Source organism: Parasedimentitalea nitratireducens (genome assembly GCF_057444295.1).
In genome coordinates, this window is the sequence record NZ_JBYAXC010000001.1 from 732,684 (window position 1) to 750,988 (window position 18,305).

At 53.0% G+C, this 18,305-nt stretch carries 23 protein-coding genes; 15 read left to right on the forward strand and 8 right to left on the reverse strand.

All coding sequences use genetic code 11. The features are described 5' to 3' along the window. Window positions 1–62: 62 nt before the first annotated feature. From AC2T28_RS03710 to AC2T28_RS03735, 6 genes are all read left to right on the forward strand, one after another. Window positions 63–356, forward strand: coding sequence for a rod-binding protein (locus tag AC2T28_RS03710; RefSeq protein WP_486747596.1), 294 nt, complete (start codon window positions 63–65; stop codon window positions 354–356). Next, window positions 349–708: a flagellar export chaperone FlgN gene (flgN, locus tag AC2T28_RS03715; RefSeq protein WP_486747597.1), complete on the forward strand. Its 360-nt coding sequence runs from the start codon at window positions 349–351 to the stop codon at window positions 706–708. Before AC2T28_RS03710 ends, flgN begins: the two co-directional genes overlap by 8 nt. 210 nt (window positions 709–918) lie before the next feature. Further along, entirely contained in the window at window positions 919–1,767 is an 849-nt protein-coding gene (locus tag AC2T28_RS03720; protein WP_486747598.1) for a flagellin N-terminal helical domain-containing protein, read from the forward strand. A 78-nt stretch (window positions 1,768–1,845) separates the two neighbouring features. Beyond that, on the forward strand, window positions 1,846–2,217 hold the full coding sequence (gene flaF, locus AC2T28_RS03725; RefSeq protein ID WP_486747599.1) for a flagellar biosynthesis regulator FlaF: 372 nt from the start codon (window positions 1,846–1,848) through the stop codon (window positions 2,215–2,217). Between the two features lies 1 nt (window position 2,218). Further along, a complete protein-coding gene (gene flbT / locus AC2T28_RS03730; RefSeq protein ID WP_486747600.1) occupies window positions 2,219–2,623 on the forward strand; it encodes a flagellar biosynthesis repressor FlbT in 405 nt (134 codons plus the stop codon). Then, on the forward strand, window positions 2,620–3,411 hold the full coding sequence (locus tag AC2T28_RS03735) for a DUF1217 domain-containing protein (protein WP_486747601.1): 792 nt from the start codon (window positions 2,620–2,622) through the stop codon (window positions 3,409–3,411). The genes flbT and AC2T28_RS03735 overlap by 4 nt, the downstream gene beginning before the upstream one ends. 94 nt (window positions 3,412–3,505) lie before the next feature. On the opposite strand, the gene AC2T28_RS03740 is transcribed toward AC2T28_RS03735, so the two are convergent. Further along, entirely contained in the window at window positions 3,506–4,834 is a 1,329-nt protein-coding gene (locus AC2T28_RS03740; RefSeq protein WP_486747602.1) for a FliI/YscN family ATPase, read from the reverse strand. Between the two features lie 86 nt (window positions 4,835–4,920). Between AC2T28_RS03740 and AC2T28_RS03745 the strand changes: the two genes are divergently transcribed. The 9 genes from AC2T28_RS03745 to AC2T28_RS03785 are packed head-to-tail and all read left to right on the forward strand — an operon-like array spanning window position 4,921 to window position 9,492. Next, a complete protein-coding gene (locus AC2T28_RS03745; RefSeq protein ID WP_486747603.1) occupies window positions 4,921–5,310 on the forward strand; it encodes a FlgB family protein in 390 nt (129 codons plus the stop codon). A 14-nt stretch (window positions 5,311–5,324) separates the two neighbouring features. Next, entirely contained in the window at window positions 5,325–5,717 is a 393-nt protein-coding gene (gene flgC, locus AC2T28_RS03750; protein ID WP_486747604.1) for a flagellar basal body rod protein FlgC, read from the forward strand. Between the two features lie 22 nt (window positions 5,718–5,739). Next, the gene (gene fliE, locus AC2T28_RS03755) at window positions 5,740–6,036 is read left to right on the forward strand and encodes a flagellar hook-basal body complex protein FliE (RefSeq protein ID WP_486747605.1); all 297 of its coding nucleotides are present in this window, start codon (window positions 5,740–5,742) and stop codon (window positions 6,034–6,036) included. Window positions 6,037–6,039: 3 nt separating this feature from the next. After that, the gene (locus AC2T28_RS03760; protein ID WP_486747606.1) at window positions 6,040–6,312 is read left to right on the forward strand and encodes a flagellar biosynthetic protein FliQ; all 273 of its coding nucleotides are present in this window, start codon (window positions 6,040–6,042) and stop codon (window positions 6,310–6,312) included. Further along, window positions 6,312–7,025 carry a flagellar hook-basal body complex protein gene (locus AC2T28_RS03765; RefSeq protein ID WP_486747607.1) on the forward strand — a complete coding sequence of 238 codons (714 nt, stop codon included), beginning with the start codon at window positions 6,312–6,314 and terminating at the stop codon, window positions 7,023–7,025. Before AC2T28_RS03760 ends, AC2T28_RS03765 begins: the two co-directional genes overlap by 1 nt. Before the next feature lie 20 nt (window positions 7,026–7,045). After that, the gene (flgG, locus tag AC2T28_RS03770; protein ID WP_486747608.1) at window positions 7,046–7,831 is read left to right on the forward strand and encodes a flagellar basal-body rod protein FlgG; all 786 of its coding nucleotides are present in this window, start codon (window positions 7,046–7,048) and stop codon (window positions 7,829–7,831) included. Next, complete coding sequence (flgA, locus tag AC2T28_RS03775; RefSeq protein WP_486747609.1) at window positions 7,831–8,247, forward strand: flagellar basal body P-ring formation chaperone FlgA; 417 nt, start codon at window positions 7,831–7,833, stop codon at window positions 8,245–8,247. Before flgG ends, flgA begins: the two co-directional genes overlap by 1 nt. Continuing rightward, a complete protein-coding gene (gene flgH / locus AC2T28_RS03780; protein WP_486747610.1) occupies window positions 8,247–8,987 on the forward strand; it encodes a flagellar basal body L-ring protein FlgH in 741 nt (246 codons plus the stop codon). The genes flgA and flgH overlap by 1 nt, the downstream gene beginning before the upstream one ends. A 7-nt stretch (window positions 8,988–8,994) precedes the next feature. Beyond that, entirely contained in the window at window positions 8,995–9,492 is a 498-nt protein-coding gene (locus tag AC2T28_RS03785) for a flagellar basal body-associated protein FliL (protein WP_486747611.1), read from the forward strand. A 186-nt stretch (window positions 9,493–9,678) separates the two neighbouring features. On the opposite strand, the gene AC2T28_RS03790 is transcribed toward AC2T28_RS03785, so the two are convergent. The 7 genes from AC2T28_RS03790 to motA form a co-directional block, all read right to left on the reverse strand. After that, the gene (locus tag AC2T28_RS03790) at window positions 9,679–10,080 is read right to left on the reverse strand and encodes a hypothetical protein (RefSeq protein WP_486747612.1); all 402 of its coding nucleotides are present in this window, start codon (window positions 10,078–10,080) and stop codon (window positions 9,679–9,681) included. Further along, the gene (gene flhB / locus AC2T28_RS03795; protein WP_486747613.1) at window positions 10,080–11,165 is read right to left on the reverse strand and encodes a flagellar type III secretion system protein FlhB; all 1,086 of its coding nucleotides are present in this window, start codon (window positions 11,163–11,165) and stop codon (window positions 10,080–10,082) included. The genes AC2T28_RS03790 and flhB overlap by 1 nt, the downstream gene beginning before the upstream one ends. Then, complete coding sequence (locus AC2T28_RS03800; RefSeq protein ID WP_486747614.1) at window positions 11,162–11,938, reverse strand: flagellar biosynthetic protein FliR; 777 nt, start codon at window positions 11,936–11,938, stop codon at window positions 11,162–11,164. The genes flhB and AC2T28_RS03800 overlap by 4 nt, the downstream gene beginning before the upstream one ends. Beyond that, window positions 11,935–14,004 (reverse strand): flagellar biosynthesis protein FlhA, encoded by a 2,070-nt coding sequence (flhA, locus tag AC2T28_RS03805; protein ID WP_486747615.1) that lies wholly within the window; start codon window positions 14,002–14,004, stop codon window positions 11,935–11,937. Before flhA ends, AC2T28_RS03800 begins: the two co-directional genes overlap by 4 nt. A 36-nt stretch (window positions 14,005–14,040) precedes the next feature. Then, a complete protein-coding gene (locus AC2T28_RS03810; protein ID WP_486747616.1) occupies window positions 14,041–14,682 on the reverse strand; it encodes a transglycosylase SLT domain-containing protein in 642 nt (213 codons plus the stop codon). A 308-nt stretch (window positions 14,683–14,990) separates the two neighbouring features. After that, entirely contained in the window at window positions 14,991–17,372 is a 2,382-nt protein-coding gene (locus tag AC2T28_RS03815) for a hypothetical protein (protein WP_486747617.1), read from the reverse strand. Next, window positions 17,369–18,238, reverse strand: a complete 870-nt coding sequence (gene motA, locus AC2T28_RS03820; RefSeq protein ID WP_486747618.1) for a flagellar motor stator protein MotA — start codon at window positions 18,236–18,238, stop codon at window positions 17,369–17,371. Before motA ends, AC2T28_RS03815 begins: the two co-directional genes overlap by 4 nt. Window positions 18,239–18,305: the final 67 nt, after the last annotated feature.

Consider the following 18,305-nt stretch of genomic DNA (forward strand, 5'->3'; position numbering starts at 1 on the left):
CCGGTTATGGCGCAGTCTCTGAAAAATCGAAGAAATTCGTAGGTAATCACCTGGAGAGCAGAATGCCCAACCTTACACCTTCTATATCGCCTCCGATGCCCACTTCGCATCAAGTGGCGCCTAATCAACAAGACCCTCTGCGCAAGGCTGCAACGCAGCTAGAGGCCACATTTCTTGCGGAAATGTTGAAGTCTGCCGGACTGGGAGAAAGCCGCGAATCGTTTGGTGGCGGCTCTGGTGAAGACCAGTTTTCTACATTTCTTGTACGCGCTCAGGCGGAAAAAATGGCCCAGTCCGGCGGAATCGGTTTGGCCGAATCGCTCTACCAATCTTTGAAGGAGTCTCAAAATGACTAAGCAAAATCCACAAATTTTGATCAATGAGCTTGACTCGATCCTAGATAAAGAGCGCCTTGCACTGGTGAAAGGTGACCTAAGCAAACTGAGTGGATTGGTGACCAAGAAAGAAGCGTTGATCAACGATCTGAACGCCATATCCGAATTGGAGCGCGAAACGCTGACCCATGTGCAAGGCAAGGTATCACGCAACCAAGTTCTATTGGACAGCGCAATGGAAGGCATTCGCGCAGTGGCCAGTCGCATGGCTGAACTACGGCGCGTTCGCAAAGGTTTGGATGTCTACGACCAGTCAGGCCGCAAAACGCGTTACGCCACACGTGGCAGCGTTAGCCTGGAGAAGCGCGCCTGATAATTGGGATTTAGGGAAAATTCGAAACATACAACCAAAGGGGATTAGCACTCCATTAGCACCTACTGAGCCAATGTTCACCTGCATCTCGATACCGAGGTGGCGCGAACGCAAGAAGCCGAACGCACCAGTCAGAAAGACTTTCATGATGCCCGCGAAGGGCAAGGACATAGTGGGGACAAAGCGCCCCATAAGCGAAGGAAATATGCTATGACCAGCATTCTGACAAACAATGGCGCAATGGTTGCTCTGCAGACTCTGCAGTCGGTGAACAACGACCTCAACGATGCGCAAAACCAAATTTCAACAGGTAAGCGCGTGGGCGCAGCAAGCGATAACGCTGCTGTTTGGGCTATCTCCAAAACCATGGAATCCGACATCGCTGGCTTCAACGCCATCTCGGAAAGCCTGGCCGTAGGCGAAGCTACTGTTACTGTGGCTTCAGCTGGCGCTGAGCAGATCGTGGAAAAGCTGACTGAAATCAAAGAGCTGATCGTTTCTGCGCAGTCGGAAAACGTGGACCACGCGAAAATTCAGGACGATATCACCAAGAAAAGCGAACAGGTTGCTAGCATCATCGCTGCTGCCCAGTTCAACGGTGCCAACCTGCTGGCCACTGACATTGACGGCAACACAACCACAAGCCTGGGTGTTCTGGCCTCGCTGGATCGCGTTGGTGCAACTGGTACACCAACCGCGACTGAAATCAGCATTGCTACCGTTGATTTTGAAGCCAATATCGACCTGGCAGCCGACCTGACAGCGATCACAGACAGCGCCACTGCGGCCACAGCACTGGGTGAAATCGACGCCTTCCTGACCACAGCCATCGATGGCGCTGCGCAGCTGGGTGCCGACACGGCTCGCCTGAAAGACCAGGGTGAGTTTGTTTCCAAGCTGACCGACTCGATGAAAATGGGTGTCAGCTCGATGACCGACACCAACATGGAAGAAGCATCAGCTCGACTAAAAGCTCTGCAGACCCAGCAGCAGCTAGCAGTTCAGTCGCTGTCGATCGCCAACGGCGCGCCACAGACACTCATGACGCTGTTCCGTTAATGAATACCCGCCGGGGCGCAATTGTGCCCCGGCATCCCATCTCAGAGAATCTGTAGATAAGTGACGTAAGGAATTCACGTGAACGCACTCAGACATGCGAAGCAGGCTTACTCGGCGGCAAAAGCCCCGACACGCACTTTTAAGAACCTAGAATACGACGCCGTTGCCCGCATCACTCACAAATTGATCGCGGCTGCAAACAAGGGTCCCGATGGGTTCAACACGCTGGTGGCAGCTCTCACCGACAATCGCAGACTGTGGACCATCTTCATGGCCGACATCGCCAGCCCCAGCAACCAACTGCCGCGCGAGCTGAAAGAGCATCTGGTCTATCTGACCGAGTTCACAATGCAGCACACCAGCAAGGTTCTGGCTCGCGAAGCCGATGTCAGACCGTTGGTGGAAATCAACACGGCCATTATGCGTGGCCTACGCAGCGGAGCACCATGAAATGAGCGGATTGGTCCTAAAATTAGCCCCTAAAGAACGCGTCCTCGTGAACGGCGCGGTGATTGAAAACGGTGACCGGCGCAGCCGATTGTCGATCGTCACCCCCGATGCCAACATCCTGCGCCTGCGCGACGCCATCCATCCCGAAGAGGCCACCACTCCGGTGCGCCGGGTCTGTTACGCAGCCCAGTTGATCTTGTCGGGTGACATTGACGCCCAGGAGGACCGGCTGCCAATGCTGCGCCGGATCGAAGACCTGAGCCAGGTGTTCACCGACCCGGACAGCCGGGCATCACTGGCTGAAGCAACCGAAGCGGTCATTCAGAACAACCACTACAAGTGTCTGAAAGCATTGCGCACCCTACTTCCACGTGAGGACCGCCTGATCGCGGTGAACCAATCATGAGCTTTCAACCGATTCTCCCCTCAAATGGTATCGTTGGCTGGAACTTCTTGCAGGCAACGTATGACAAGCAGTTCGAGACATTTACCAAAGATGTAGTCTTGAAGCGTGAGACAGATTATTTTGTCGAGAATATCGGCAACGTCAAATCCGCAGAGGATTTGGTTGGTGATCGTCGCATGCTAGCTGTTGCACTGGATGCATTTAGTCTTGGTGACGACATTGACAAGAAAGCCTTTGTCGAAAAAATTCTGAAAGACGGCACTACTGCTGATGACGCCTTGGCCAACAGACTTGGCGATGAACGCTATGTAAAATTTAGCGAGGCATTTGGGTTTGGTCCTGGAGACTCGGTCAAAACCGGTATGGCCCAAGAAATGGCTGATCTGGTGTATACGAATAAGATCCAAGCCTTTGAAGCAGCCGTTGGCGAACAGGATCATGCCATGCGTGTGGCAATGTACGGTGAACGCGAAATTGTTACACTGGCAACAGATGACACAGGTGTTGATACCAAATGGTTCAACGTCATGGGCCAGCCTGCTTTGCGCGAAATGTTCGAAGTTGCTATGGGTCTGCCTGATAGCCTTGCAAAGATTGATCTCGACCAACAGCTGGAAACTTTCAAATCAAAGGCACAAATCGTCTTTGGCAGCGATGATATCAGCATCTTTGACGACCCTGAAAAAAGAGACCAACTGGTCAACACCTATCTTGCCCGTCAGCAGATTGCGGATTTTGATGTGTCACAATCCTCAGGTGCAACTGCATTGATGTTGCTACAGGGGTAACAACGTTTATCACGATAGAAAAAGGCGCGGTGGGTAGGACCCAACCGCGCCTTTTCTTATTTCTAGAAGCTCCTGGCTTCTCGTCTCGACAGTATTAGCGGCCCCCACCCGCACGCCGCAACATCAGGTTCAACCGATTGAAGCTGCTTTGAATGCCTTCTGGATCATTTTTGCCAAAAAAGCTGTCTAATTCAGGCCAGAGCCTTACGGCCTGATCGAGAATCAGATCACTGCCTTCGGAATACAATCCGGCACGGATCATCACTTCGGATTGCTCATAGGTGCCCAGATACTTACGCACGCTCGATATCATTTCATTTTCTTCAGGCGTGGCGGCGGCGGGTAAACTTCGGGAAACAGAACGCGACACATCAATGGCGGGAAAACGCCCCCGTTCTGCAATTTCGCGATTCAGGACAATGTGACCATCCAAAACACCGCGCAGAATATCAGCAATCGGCTCATCCATGTCCGATCCTGCAACCAAGACACTGAAAACCGCTGTAATATCCCCCTGCCCTTCGGCCCCAGGGCCCGCACGTTCACACAGACCAGTGATCAGAGGGGTAACTGAGGGTGGATACCCACGAAGCGCTGGCGCCTCGCCTGAGGCAACAGAGATCTCGCGGTGGGCTTCGGCAAAGCGGGTTACCGAATCGGCCAGGAACAGTACGTTTTTGCCTTGGTCACGAAAATGTTCGGCAATCGCCATCGCCGACCAAGCGCACCGCCGCCGGATCAAAGCAGATTGGTCCGAGGTCGCGGCCACAACAATCGCCCGTTTCATGCCCTCGGGGCCCAGAACATCATCAACAAAGTGGTTCACTTCTCGACCACGTTCCCCAATGAGTGCCATTACGACAACATCCGCGTCCATGTTCTGAGCCAATTGAGCCAGCAGCGTCGATTTGCCAACACCTGAGCCCGCGAACAGGCCGACTCGCTGCCCGCAAACGATGGGGAGAATCGTATTCATCACCGAAATTCCGGTCGCGAGTCGCGCACCCAACGGTTTTCGTTCGGCCGCACGTGGAGGCGGTGCCATCAGATCACACGGCTCACTTCCGCGCAGCATTGGGCGCCCATCTAGTGGGGCGCCAAATGGGTCAATGACACGGCCAATCCAGGAATCATCAGGCGCAAATTCTGGTGTTGGGTATAAAAGAACCGGATCAGAAATAGCGACTTGATTTGGCGCTACATCTGGCAACATGCTGATAAAGTTACTATTTATCATCATCACCTCGCCAGAAAGATTGTCCCCACCCTGACGCTTCAAAACCAGTCTGTCCCCGATTCGCGCAGCGCTGGTCAAACCTGATATTTCAATGACACCTCCCGATATTCCAGTCACGCGTCCCACGGGCGTGGTCAGCCGTTTACTGGCGATTTCTTGGGTCAGCGCATTAAAGTTTGCGGTCATTGTGGGTTCTCCAACAAGTTTCTGAAAACAATTTTTAAGGAATCGGGGTTAAGCCTTAGTTGAAATCAATCGAGGGAGAAGCCCCGATGTTCACAGAGCTGAATGTCTTTAAACTAGCAAATGCTATGGCGACCCATGCCGGGAAACGCCAGGCGCTGGTGTCGCAGAATGTCGCAAATGCCGATACGCCCGGTTACCACGCCAAAGACATAAAACCATTTTCCGAGGTCTTTGATGACGACACCCAACTGGACGGCATGCGTTCCAGTCGTAGCGGTCACCTGAACGGTTCTTCCGGTCAGGGGATGGATTGGGCTGTCACGACGACCGGCGCAGGCACCGACCCCAACAACAATTCTGTTTCTGTTGAAACAGAGATCCTGAAAGGGGTCGAGGTTAAGCGCCAGCACGACAAGGCACTGGCCATCTATAAATCTTCCATGAACGTGCTGCGTACCAGCCTTGGTCGCACCTAAGGAGGTATCGGACAATGAGTGAATTTTCTAATTCTTTGGCCGTTTCGGCCAGCGCACTAAAGGCTCAGGCAACCCGCCTGCGCCATGTGTCTGAGAATATTTCGAATGCGGACACCCCCGGCTACCGTCGGAAAACTGTGCCATTCGAAGCCGTTCGCGACATCAGCAGCGACGTAGAAAGCGTCGAGGTTGGTCGTGTTCATCTAGATCGCACCGAGCTTAGCAAGGTCTATGATCCTTCGCACCCGTTGGCAGATACCAGCGGCCACTACGAGGGATCGAATGTTGATCTGATGATTGAGATCGCTGACGCCCGCGAGGCCCAGCGCAGTTACGAAGCCAACCTGAAAATGTTCGATCAGACACGGCAAATGTCGTCATCCCTGATGGAACTACTTCGCAGATAACTAATAACTAAGGAGATCCAGAATGGATATTCGCAGTCTTTCCGCCGCTTCCGGCTATGCCGCAGCACGACCCGCCACCAAAGTTGACCCGAACCATTCGGGTGCCGATGCTGGCGCACTGATCAAAAACAGTTTTCAGGACTTTACCGCAACTCTGCAGCAAAGTGAGCAAACTTCAGTCGCTGCGATGACCGGTGGTGCTGACCCGCACGCCCTGGTTCAGGCCTTGGCTCAGACCGAGCTTGCTGTTGAGACCGCCGTGACCGTGCGCAACAAGGTTGTTGAAGCTTATCAAGAAATCCTGCGGATGCCGGTCTAAGCCATGATGAGCGAAGGGCAATTCTACGACACCTTGCGTCAGGCCATGTGGACCGCCGTGATGACGTCGACTCCTATTCTGACCGTGGCGCTGGTTGTCGGGTTGAGCATTGGCCTGTTTCAGGCGCTCACCTCGATTCAGGAAATGACCCTTACTTTTGTGCCTAAACTGGCCGCAATCATGGTCGTCTTCTGGATGACCATGGGCTTCATGACACGCACGATGCTGGCCTTCTTTCACGGCCAGATCATTCCCCTGATTATCGGAGCTTCGTAATGGAAACTGCAGGTTACGCCACTCTTTCCCGTCAAACGGGCCTAATGCGCGAAATGCAGGTTGTCGCGAACAACATCGCAAACTCAGCCACTACAGGTTACCGCCAGGAAGGTTTGATCTTTTCTGAATACATCCAGTCGGGCCCTGAACAATCATCCATGTCGATGTCACGCGCGAACATTCGCAACACGTCGATGGAGCAGGGTTCGCTGACCCAAACCAACGGAACGTTTGACTTGGCTATCGAAGGCGAGGCCTTCTTTAAGGTGGAAACTCCTGGGGGTGAGCGTTTGACCCGTGCGGGTGCCTTCTCCCCAAATGCTGAGGGCGATCTGGTAACTGCTGATGGGTATCGCGTGCTTGATGCCGGTGGTTCACCGGTCTTTGTTCCTGGTGACGCGGAAACTATCAACGTTGCCCCGGACGGTACGATCACTGCCGATGGTAACCCCGTTGGACAAATCGGCCTGTTCAAGCCAACTGAAACGCATACTCTGGTACGCGAAGATGGTGTGATGTTCCGCGCTGACGGCGACGTGGAAATAACCGAAGACGCGCAAATCCTGCAAGGGTTCGTCGAAGGATCCAACGTTAACCCGATGTCGCAAATGGCGCGCATGATCGAAATTCAGCGCGCCTATGAAATGGGCCAGAGTTTTCTAGAAACTGAAGACCAGCGCATTCGTAACGCCATCAAAAACCTAATTAAATAACACATCGTAGGAGAAACCCGATGCGTGCCCTAAAGATTGCAGCCACCGGAATGAGCGCACAACAACTGCGTGTCGAAACTATTTCGAACAACCTCGCCAACATGAACACCACTGCTTATAACGCACGTCGCGCCGAATTTGCCGACCTGCACTATCAGCAGGTTTCCCGTGCAGGCACGGTCAACTCCTCGGATGGTACAGTGCTGCCAACAGGTGTTCAGGTCGGTCTGGGCGTGCGCCCATCTGCTGTTTCTGTGCATCTGGCACAGGGGGCCCTGGCCAACACAGGAAATGACCTGGATGTCGCTATTGATGGCAAAGGCTACCTGGAAGTCACCATGGCAAACGGCGAAAGCGCTTATACCCGTGATGGCTCGCTTAAGCGGTCTGCTGAAGGACTGATCGTAACTTCGGATGGTTTGGCTGTCGCACCAGATATTACCATTCCTTCCGACGCCCAAAGCATTTCGATCAATGGCGAAGGTGAAGTATATGCTTATTTTTCGGAGACGCCCGAAGGTCAGCTGCTGGGCCAATTGACTTTGGCTGGTTTCTCGAACCCAAAAGGCTTGGAAGCACGTGGTGATAACTTGTTCACCGAAACCGAAGCTTCTGGTGCTCCGACTGTGTCCACCCCAGGTGAAGATGGACTGGGCTCGCTGCGCCAGGGTTACCTGGAAGGAAGCTCGGTTGATGCGGTTCGTGAAGTGACCGAACTGATCGAAGCCCAGCGCGGTTATGAAATGAATGCCAAAGTTATCTCGGCCGTGGACCAGATGATGGGCGCCACAACACAGGTGCGCTAATGAAACTGGTTCTGACATTTTTAGCTTTGGTAATGGCGCAGGCTAGCCTGGCCGATACTCTGGTGCCCACTCATACAGTTCGGGCCAAGCAAATCATCACTGCCGAGGACTTGGCCTATAAATCAGTAGATATCGCTGGTGCCTTTTCTGATCCCGCTGACGTCATCGGCCAAGAAGCCCGTGTTTCACTTTATGCGGGGCGGCCAATCCGCCCAGGTGACATTGGACCGCCAGCAATCATTGAACGCAACGATTTGGTGATGCTGACCTTTAATCGAGGTGGATTGTTAATTTCCACCGAAGGTCGTTCCCTTGGTCGTGGATCCGAAGGCGACATCATTCGTGCGATGAATTTGGCGTCGCGCACTACCATTTCCGGGCGCATCAGCGCTGACGGCTCGATTGAGGTAAGATAATGCACAAGAAATTGAAATTTGCCAGAATGGTGATCTTGGGTCTGGCGGTGCTGGGCGCTTGTGGTCGAATGGACCATGTGGGCAAGGCCCCCACATTTTCCCCTGCCAATGAGACACCTGAACATGTCGCTATGCTGTGGCAGGGTTTGCCAGCAACCAGTAATGCCCAGAGAGCCGTTGATGACTCATCTCTGTGGAGCGGAGAGCGTCAATCCTTGCTCGGAGACCGCCGTGCCGTTCGCAAAGGTGATATCCTTACCGTAGTCATTGAAATTGACGAAGAAGCCGAGATTTCAAATGGTACTTCACGATCTCGTTCAGGCGAAGAATCTATGGGGGTTTCCAACCTCTTGGGTGTTCCGCAACGCATTGATGAACACCTGCCCGAAGGAGCCTCGATGGCGACTGCTGTCGACTTGAACAGCAGCAGCAGCACCTCTGGCAAGGGATCGGTCAAACGAAATGAAAAGCTAACACTGCGCGTGGCTGCAACTATTGTGGACGTCCTGCCTAACGGAGTTCTGGCAATCAACGGATCACAGGAATTGCGGGTCAACTTCGAAATGCGCGAGCTGTTGGTAACCGGATATGTTCGCCCGGAAGATATCAGTCGCCAGAACGAAATCACTTACGACAAGATCGCATCTGCCCGTGTTTCCTATGGTGGCCGCGGACAAATCACCGATGTTCAGCAACCGCGCTACGGCCAACAGTTGCTTGATATCATTATGCCATTCTGAGGGTCCTATGTTAGCTAAACTCCTACCTGTAATTCTGCTCATCGTCGGTACCGGCGGAGGAATTGGTGCTGGCATCGTACTGGCTCCGGAACCAGCCGAACCAGTTGTTTCGGCTGAAGGCGAGGGCGAACACAGCGCCCCCGTCGCCGAAGAAGAACACCATGATGGCGAAGCCGAAGCCGAACACATCTACGTCAAGCTGAACAATCAGTTTGTCGTGCCAGTGGTTGAACGTGAAGAACTGTCAGCATTGGTCGTTTTGACACTTAGCTTGGAAGCAAACCAAGGCATGGGCGACAGAATTTATGCCTATGAGCCCAAACTGAGGGATGTGTTTCTGCAAGTTTTGTTTGATCACGCGAATATGGGCGGGTTTCGGGGCGCGTTTACCCGTTCAGACATCATGACACCGCTGCGCACAGCTCTACGCGAGGCTGCTCAAAGGGAACTTGGGAGCGATATTTCAGATGTTTTGATCATGGACATATCCCGACAGGACGTCTGACACACACAGCAAAATCCCAAACTTAAAAGCCAAACCCGCTTGGGTTTGGCTTTTTTATGGCTGATTACTTTTTGCTGGTGCCTCCCTCGGTTTTTACAAATCCAAGGCAATCTTGCGGTGCTTTACCCGATGCTCAGTCGTTCAGGCACTCGTGCTCCCAGTCTTATGGAAGCATCAATTTGCTGCTCAACTAAGACCCAGCAGCCGCGCTTCCATTTTCTTCATGCGGATCATTTTGGTGTTCTTCCGCTCTTGAGAGGCCATAGTTTCAACCGCATGTTTGCGACCAAAAGCCTTTCTGACCTGGTCCAAGGCCTTAAGTTTTCGCGCGGTCACTTGTGCCAATTCCATATTCAACTGGCGCCGGGTTCGGCTATGCCATCCCTGCCATAACAGGTCTGCTCCCAATGCCCGCATGGCATGATCCCGCTCGCTCTGCTCGCGTGTTTCTTTCATCTGAGCATCGAGTTTAGCCAGCTTGCCACGAAGCACAGCCTCTTCATCCAAAATGGGTTTAATTTTGGCGTGCTCCTGAAGGTACTGTGCTTCGGTCACCGCGGCCATTTGATCCAGCATCTTTTGCTTCATCAGATTTTCCCTTTGGCGCGCTTGCGCATTTCTTCGGCAAACCTGATGGCTGCTGCCACAGGTGCATAATGTTCTTCCAAAATCTCGTCGCCAATTTCGATGGTGGCGTGCAGTGCCCGTGCGGTTGGTGGGTCACTGTGAATTGGAATCGCGTTTTCGTTGGCAACGCGACGAATAACGGCCGCTACTTCATCCACCCCCTTGGCCACACAGGTCGGCGCGGTTCCGCGCTCACGGCCCCATTGCAGCGCAACCGCATAGTGGGTCGGGTTGACGATGATAACATCTGCTTTGGGAACTTCAGCAAGCATACTGCTCAGCGCAATTTCCTGGCCACGCTGGCGGCGTTTGCCCTTCATGTGTGGATCGCCTTCAGAATCCTTGGTCTCGTCCATGATTTCCTTGCGCGACATCATGTTTTTACGATGATGCTCGGCATGTTGAAAACCTGCGTCCACAACGCCAATGATAAGGGAAACCAGCAGGGCAATGCCCAAGAATTCCATTCCCAACTGGGCGAGCAACGCCACCACGGTAAAAGGGCTGGTTGCAGCGGATGCAACCATCTCGGGAAGCCGGATGTTGAAATAAACACCGAGGCAAATAGAGTAGACGATCAGCTTGGTAAAACTCTTACCGAATTCAAACAAACCAGAGCGACCAAATTTGTTCTTAGCGTTGGAAATAATAGATATCTTGGACAGCTTCATTTCCAGCTTGCTCGGGGCAAACACTAGCGCTTTTTGGCCAACAATAGACAGTAGAACCAAAACAAACGGTACGAAAAACCATGGCAGTACGGCGCCGGTGACGCCTGAAAGCAAACCGCCAACCGGCGCTGATGACGGGCCTTCGAAGAACAACTCGGCCAGCCGATCAGGTTGATCAAGCAAGGTCATCAAAGTGGATCCAAGCGCACTGATTGAACCAGCTCCAAATCCGTAGAACGCAATCACAAGGCCGGCATAGGCTGCAGCCACTGAGAGATCAGTGGATTTGGCAACTTCTCCTTTTTCCCGCGCCTTTTTGAGCTTTTCCGGCGTCGGGTCAAACGTCTTATCGGTATCGTCGTCCTGGCCACTCATGGCATGCCCCCGCCGGGATTAGCGAAGAAGCTCATAAGCGCATCGCTCCACACTTTCAGGATCATTGGGCTGGCCACCATCAAAATGAACAAACCACCAAATGTGATGAGCGGCGCGCCAACAAAGGCAACCATTAGCGATGGCATCGCACGGTTAATGACGCCCATTGCGAGATTGTACAGCACCGACGCAAGGACAAAAGGCGCCGCCAAGGTGAAGGCCAATGAGAAGGCCTGTGAAACGCGATATACGCCCCATTCGGACAGGCTGCTGCCGTTGGGGAATACACCCACGGGAAACATTTCGTAGGAGTAAATCAGAAATTCAGCAGCTCGCACATGTAGTCCCAGCATCATCGCCAGGGCCAAGCTACTAATCAACAGCACAGCCCCAATAGCTGGCATCTGCTCTTGTCCTATACCTCCCAACACCTGCGAGAGAGACGTCGCCTGTGCTGCCATTGTACCAGCAGTCTGGATGGCATGTACAAAAAAGCGAATAGTTGCACCAAGCGCCAACCCGATAATCGATTCCGTTACTGCAAAACCGGCGTAGTGCAACACCCCATCGGGCTGTGGAAGGGTCGGTATGGCTGGCGCAACGATGAAGGTAAACGCCACTGCAATGGCCAGTTTAATTCGCATCGAAACATATTGCTCACCAAACCCAGGCAGCATTGCAGTCAACGCCGACACGCGCAGAAAGACTATGGCACCGTGCCAAAACCCGGCGCCAAGAAGTGCCACCAGTTCAGGCGGCATAATCGGCGTCATGCTGCGACCATTCCTACCAGTGCCGGACGGGCATCCAAGCCAATTTCTTCGAATGACAGAACTGGGTTTGCGATGCCGCGCGCCTTGAGAATGGTGCGAAGATAGCGCCGACGACGCGTAGATGTGACAACCGCTGGAAAGATCCCGGTTTCGGAAATCGTATTCAAACGATCCGACATGCTTTCGGCCAGTTTGTTGAACAAATCTGGCGGCAAAGCAATGTCCATTCCACCACCTTGTGTTTCGATCTGATAGGTCGAAAAGGTATCTTCCCATTCCGGAGCCAACTGAACCAAGGGAATGCTCCCATCCTCGCGTTTCATCTCGGACACCAGCTGGAACCCAAGGCGTTGACGGACAAGCTCACAGATCATTTCAGGCTGGGTGGTATGCATCCGTGCCTCGGCGATCGACTCGAGAATGAGCGGCATGTTGCGGATCGATACACGCTCATCCAACAACAGGCGCAGCACGGAATGCAAAGTGTCTACCGGAACCTTGTCCGGAACCAATTCGTCCAGAAGCTTACGGTTGGCTTCAGCGCGGAAATCATCCGACAACTGTGTCATTTCATTCAACAGACGGCGCAGCGATTTCAATGTCAGCAGGCGCGAGAAGTTTTGTTTCATAACCTCAAGCAAGTGAGTTGCCAGGATTTCAGGTGGGCTCACGATTGTGGCACCAACCAGCGCCGCATCTTCTTGGTGCTTGGTCGAAATCCAGCGCGCAGGAGCTCCATATACAGGCTCGGTCACATCTGTGCCGCTCGGCAGGCTATCATGGGCGTCAGGCATCAGAGCCAGAACCATATCCGGGTGCAGCGTTCCACGCGCTTGTTCAACACCTTGCACCTTGATTACATAGGTGCCCATCAACAACTCGGGCTCATCGGTCAGTCGGATTTCGGGCAGGATCAGACCAAATACGCTGGCGACATGGGTTCGCATATTGGCAATGCGTGTATCCAGCCCAGTTCCGGCGTCCAGAACCATGCCAACCAAATCAGGTGCAAACTCCAAATGGACATCGTCCAGATCCAGAATGTCACCCAACGGTTTGGCAGCAACTTCCTCTTCGCCCTGCTCTATCTGTTCTTCTATTACCGCCTCTTCCTCATCCTTGGCCTTGCGGTACATTCGATAGGCATAGGCCCCAAGCACACATCCACCCAGCATAAAGGGAACAAATGGCAGGCCCGGCACCAGCGCAAACAGGCACATTAGAATGGAAACCGTTGCCAGCGCAGCTGGGTGTTTTCCCATCTGATCGGCTAGCGCAATATCCGTAGCCCCCTGATTGCCACCACGGGCCAACAGCAGGGCTGCAGCAATAGAAATGATCACCGAGGGAATTTGCGAAACCAGGCCGTCACCAACAGTCAGGATCGCATAGGTTTCAAAGGCGGCGCCAATTGGCATCCCTTGAACCAGAACACCCATAGCGAGCCCCATCACCAGGTTCATCATGGTGATCAGCAAACCGGCAATGGCATCCCCTTTTACGAACTTCGATGCACCATCCAGCGAACCAAAGAAGGTTGTCTCTTGCTGCTCACGCTCGCGACGTTCCTTGGCAGTTGCGTGATCAATTGCACCTGATGCAACATCCGCATCAATTGCCAGCTGCTTACCGGGCATGGCATCTAGGGCAAAACGAGCGCCAACCTCGGCCATCCTGGTGGCGCCTTTGTTGATCACCATGAAGTTCACGATCAACAGAACGCCGAACACCACAAGACCAAGGAAAACACTGCCGCCCATAACAAATTGGGCAAAACCCTGGATAACATTGCCGGCCGCATCCGTACCGGTATGGCCCTCACCAATGATCAGTTTTGTGGATGACACATTGAGCGACAGGCGCAGCATCAGGGATGCGAGCAACACAGTTGGAAAAGCCGAAAAATCCAAAGGTCGCTCGATAAACAGCGTGACGGTGAAGATCAGAATGGCAAGACCAAAAGAGGCCGCCAGCCCCACATCAAGGACCCAAGACGGCATGGGCAGGATCATCATCACAATGATCGCCATCAGCGCAAGAGCCAATAAAACGGTCGGAGAGAGCATTTCTTTTGTTGATAGATTAGGCACGGTGGTGAACTCTCATTCCATCATTATCAAAGCACTTGAGGATGCGGCGGAGCCTGCCATAGGGACAAGCGATCCCATGGAAATAGATCCCTGTGCAATCAGCGGTGCAGGTGAGTGAAGACTGGCCAACGGAAGCGGTCCGTCGGAATTTCTGCGCCGACGTGTACGGTTCGGCAATTCTGCGACTGTCGTAGCGGGAGACAAGTCTGCCCGAATACGGTCAAACCTTGCGGTATATCGGTTGGCATAGGTTGGTGTGCGCGAATGGTATGCGCCGGCTGCTTCGGACCAGTCGCCCTTTTCATCAAAAAGCCGCCGCAGAAACTGTGCTGCATATTGCGCATTGACAAGCGGGTCGAACATTTGGTCGATCGAGTCGAAAGCCTGCCCGTGCCATTTGAAATTGATCTGAAAACAACCAACATCAAAGCTGCGTGCGCCGCGCTTGAAATGCGAAAAAACATAGGCGCGGGCTTCATCTTCAGTCTGAAACCACTTCCCTGCACCCTCCATATTGACGGTCCAAGGCCAGGGCTGCAGGCCTTGACTGCCACCACGACCGGTTTCGGTTCGGGTGATGGTACGAAGCACATCCAAGGGTACGTCGTGGTTACGTGCTGCGCGCCGCGCCGCCATGTCACACAATGCAGCCACCTGAGGGGCCGCAGCCTGAGCAGGACCTAGGGGGTAATGGCTAAATAGCACAACACAACACAACAGCGCTCGGGTGATTCCCGCTCGTCCGAGACGATTTGCACAGCGCACGTCGGCTTTCAGGCCTATTTGTTTGTTTTTACTCGGCATTCTGCCAATTCCAATTCTGGGTCTACCCGTACTCCAAAGTAGGCCCAGAGAATTGACAAAGCGTTATCGAATTAACTAAAAAGCCGCCCGTTTTGGGGCAGCTTTTTGATTGGATGGTATTCTGCGGTACACACACACCTACAGAAATAGTCTATTCACTATTCCTGCTCTGCATCGCTCGAGACCCCTCGCAACAAGGCCTCAATGCTGTCTCGTGTATCAACACTGCTTTCAACCAAGGCTCGGGCATGAGCCAGAGGGGTCATTTCTTCAGGATCCTGCGCTCTTACATCGAGTTGAGCCGTTACTTCGGCAACCTGACTGAACTGTACATTCTCATCTGGCGCAATCGCCGCCAGGTTTTCTGAATGCCAGAACCCCCGTGCAGCAGCATCTATCTCTTCTTCGGCCAACAAGTATTCACTGGCACGGCCAAACTCACCATTTTGCCACAGAGCCTTTGCCCTAAGACCATTCGCCTCAGGACCATCCAGCCCCATCAGTTCCACCAAAGCCCGGTGCGGGAGATTCATCCCCAAGGCTGCTTCAGCCATCATCAACCGGCGCGTTTCATTGGCAGGTTCAAGCGCCAGCTTCATCAATAGTGATTGTGCCTGCTCGGAAAATCCCAAGTTCAACAGCCTGCGAGTCATCATTTCAGCTATTGGCGTCGCTTCTTTTGATGTCCCCTGCTCGGAAAAGATAAGTGCGTACTGAAGGAATGTTACATCGTCCGCCCGTTCCGTTAGAAGTGTCATGACGGGTTCAATGGCATTTGCACGAGCACTTGGTCCATCACGCTCTGTCAGGTTTGCCAAGGCCGTAAAGGCTTCGGCAAAATGACCAGTCAAAGACAGCGCCATGACCTCGGCCAAACGCAGATCGCTCCCCAGTTCGCCATCCCTGCTTTCTAATTCATAAGACGCAACCAGATCTGGTAGATCAGGCGACAGGGCTTTGCGTTCTTCAAAGCTGAGCTTGATCAGGTCAATCAATGCCCGCGGGGCATTTTCAGTACGCTCGGCAAGTTCCTCTTCCAACTCTTCCGCCATGACTTCAGAATCCCCGGCCAAATCAGCAAGTGCCGCCTGTGCCAAGTTGATATCAGGAACGTCCTCTACGCCAGTTCGGTCGACCGAACGCAGTGCGGCAGACGCCATATGCTGATCCCCAAGATCTGCAAACAAAGTACTGATTTCCGGTCCTAGGTGAACCCGAAGATGCACCGGCATACGCGCCAAAGTCTGCTGAATTGCTTCGGTATTAGCGTTGTTTTTTATAGTACCATCAGCAAGCGCGGCCCAAAAAGCAGTAGCGCCTTCACAGGCCTGCTGCCCAGAAAAGGGGTGCGGGTTTCCAACCTGCCCACCATCTAACAAAACAGACATCGCCCGAAGGGTGTCAGCTTGCGCGGTCCCTTCTGGTAGCAAATCCAGCGTAGTGCGTGCCTCTGCTCCAAAGCCAAAATAGAGATAAGTTTTGGCCAAGGTCAAAACGCTGTTTTGGTCAACTTGATCGAATTCTTGGTATAGCGAGGACCGGAGAGGACCAATTTGATCCGAAAACGGGGCGTCGCTGCCCCAGTTGTAAACCGCCACATCATTGACCCGAGTGCAGTGAGCCAACACTGTCTCGTTCTGGCGTTGCTGCGCCATAAGCCCCATATCCCGATCCACCGCTGTCGTGACAGACAGGTGATCAAGCGGATTCATCGGACGATCCTGTGTACCAAGCGGCGCAACGACGGTAGGCGCATCATCTTCGCTCACTTCGGTCATGATCAAGTCCAGCAACCCTTGGTTCGTTGCGCGGCCAATCTGTTGCAAAAGGCGGTGTTCAGACGCGTTAACAGCAGCAGCGCGCGCAGTTTCGTCCAGGTCCAAAAGAAGATTAACGGACGGCAAAGTCTCTTCTTCTGGTTGGGTATCAGTGTCCTGAGGTACTGCAGACTGCGGTGCAGGCAAAGTAACTGCAGCGTGTTCTTCTGGCGTTGGTGCGTTCTCTGTTTGCAGCTGGACAGTTCCAGAAGCAGACACTTGCCCTGCGACAGCTGCTGCAAGATTGAGTTCCAGTCGGGAGCCTTGAATCTGCCTTGGTGACAGATTGAACCGATACCCTGAAGCCTCAGCCAACGTGCCTAACGGCAACACACCACTTGTAGAAGAATAGGTCTGTCCTGCCTTACCATCTCGAATATCGATAACAAGATATCCGTCTTTTTGAACATATGACTTCAGTTCACACTCACACCCGAGTTGAAGGCGAAGCGGAGAGCCTGCTCCGTTTTGGCGCAGTGATTTAAGACGGTCACGGGGAATTCGATTAAACACTTGAGAAGTGTCAAAAACAGCAGCAGAATCGTTAATTTTTAAAGTTACAGTGGTGCCCGACTGTGTCAGCGACCATTTTGCATTGTCCGGCAAACGCATAACCAGACGGGAAAACCCGTCATGCTCGCCCGAACGGGCGACAATGGTCTCGGCCTGAGCCGGAATGGCCACCCACATGGTGGCCACAAATGCGAGTACCTGACGGATCATGCGGCTTCCTGCTTCACAGATTTCAGGGCTTCCTCCAACTCGGAGAAACCAGGACGAATATGTGAGGGCGTATTCTGACGCCCAACTTCGATACAAATGGCAGCAGCATGATTGTGCAGGTTTGCGACCAAAACTTCGCGGATCAACTGATAAAAGTGCCCGTCTTCTTCGGTAACGGCTTTCACTTTTGCAGCAAACGGACCCACCAAGCCATAGGCCAGGAACACACCCAAGAAGGTACCAACAAGCGCGCCACCAATCATTTTACCCAGGATCTCTGGTGGCTGATCAATCGAACCCATGGTTTTGATAATACCCAGAACCGCAGCCACAATTCCAAGCGCCGGCAGACCATCAGCAAGCGTTTGCAACGCGTGGCTGGAGTGCATCGCATGGTGGTGGTTTGCTTCGATTCGCTTTTCCAAAACCTCTTCGACCTGATGTGGGTCATCGTAATTCATCGATGCCGAACGCATGGTGTCGCAAATCAGGTTTACGGCTTCTTTGTCGGCCAAAATCTTTGGATATTTTCCAAAAACGGACGAATTTTCTGGGTCTTCAATATGCTGCTCCACCTCAACGGGGTTGGCACGGGCGATTCGAATGAGCCCAAACAGAAGACACAGCAGATCGCGGTAGTCATTTGGCTTCCATTTGGGGCCTTTGAAAACCTTACCCATGTCTTTCAGGGTGTGCTTGATACCAGCTGCGTCATTACTGATCATAAAGGCGCCAACACCGGCACCACCGATCATCATCAACTCAAATGGCATCGCCTTAATGATGATGCCCATCTTGCCGCCAGCGGCCAGATAGCCACCAAACACCATGGCAAAAATCAAAACAATGCCAATAATACCGATCATAGGTGTTCTCCGAATTTGGTTATCTTTTAGAAGTTTAGGTGAGTCGTCTTAAAACTTCCTAAGCTTC

Excerpts from the sequence above, each read along its gene's own strand:
- AC2T28_RS03710 (WP_486747596.1), top strand. The coding sequence starts at position 63 with ATGCCCAACCTTACACCTTCTATATCGCCTCCGATGCCCACTTCGCAT.
- flgN (WP_486747597.1), top strand. The coding sequence starts at position 349 with ATGACTAAGCAAAATCCACAAATTTTGATCAATGAGCTTGACTCGATC.
- AC2T28_RS03720 (WP_486747598.1), top strand. The coding sequence starts at position 919 with ATGACCAGCATTCTGACAAACAATGGCGCAATGGTTGCTCTGCAGACT.
- flbT (WP_486747600.1), top strand. The coding sequence starts at position 2,219 with ATGAGCGGATTGGTCCTAAAATTAGCCCCTAAAGAACGCGTCCTCGTG.
- AC2T28_RS03735 (WP_486747601.1), top strand. The coding sequence starts at position 2,620 with ATGAGCTTTCAACCGATTCTCCCCTCAAATGGTATCGTTGGCTGGAAC.
- AC2T28_RS03740 (WP_486747602.1), bottom strand. The coding sequence starts at position 4,834 with ATGACCGCAAACTTTAATGCGCTGACCCAAGAAATCGCCAGTAAACGG.
- AC2T28_RS03745 (WP_486747603.1), top strand. The coding sequence starts at position 4,921 with ATGTTCACAGAGCTGAATGTCTTTAAACTAGCAAATGCTATGGCGACC.
- flgC (WP_486747604.1), top strand. The coding sequence starts at position 5,325 with ATGAGTGAATTTTCTAATTCTTTGGCCGTTTCGGCCAGCGCACTAAAG.
- fliE (WP_486747605.1), top strand. The coding sequence starts at position 5,740 with ATGGATATTCGCAGTCTTTCCGCCGCTTCCGGCTATGCCGCAGCACGA.
- AC2T28_RS03760 (WP_486747606.1), top strand. The coding sequence starts at position 6,040 with ATGATGAGCGAAGGGCAATTCTACGACACCTTGCGTCAGGCCATGTGG.
- AC2T28_RS03765 (WP_486747607.1), top strand. The coding sequence starts at position 6,312 with ATGGAAACTGCAGGTTACGCCACTCTTTCCCGTCAAACGGGCCTAATG.
- flgG (WP_486747608.1), top strand. The coding sequence starts at position 7,046 with ATGCGTGCCCTAAAGATTGCAGCCACCGGAATGAGCGCACAACAACTG.
- flgA (WP_486747609.1), top strand. The coding sequence starts at position 7,831 with ATGAAACTGGTTCTGACATTTTTAGCTTTGGTAATGGCGCAGGCTAGC.
- flgH (WP_486747610.1), top strand. The coding sequence starts at position 8,247 with ATGCACAAGAAATTGAAATTTGCCAGAATGGTGATCTTGGGTCTGGCG.
- AC2T28_RS03785 (WP_486747611.1), top strand. The coding sequence starts at position 8,995 with ATGTTAGCTAAACTCCTACCTGTAATTCTGCTCATCGTCGGTACCGGC.
- AC2T28_RS03790 (WP_486747612.1), bottom strand. The coding sequence starts at position 10,080 with ATGAAGCAAAAGATGCTGGATCAAATGGCCGCGGTGACCGAAGCACAG.
- flhB (WP_486747613.1), bottom strand. The coding sequence starts at position 11,165 with ATGAGTGGCCAGGACGACGATACCGATAAGACGTTTGACCCGACGCCG.
- AC2T28_RS03800 (WP_486747614.1), bottom strand. The coding sequence starts at position 11,938 with ATGACGCCGATTATGCCGCCTGAACTGGTGGCACTTCTTGGCGCCGGG.
- flhA (WP_486747615.1), bottom strand. The coding sequence starts at position 14,004 with ATGCTCTCTCCGACCGTTTTATTGGCTCTTGCGCTGATGGCGATCATT.
- AC2T28_RS03815 (WP_486747617.1), bottom strand. The coding sequence starts at position 17,372 with ATGATCCGTCAGGTACTCGCATTTGTGGCCACCATGTGGGTGGCCATT.
- motA (WP_486747618.1), bottom strand. The coding sequence starts at position 18,238 with ATGATCGGTATTATTGGCATTGTTTTGATTTTTGCCATGGTGTTTGGT.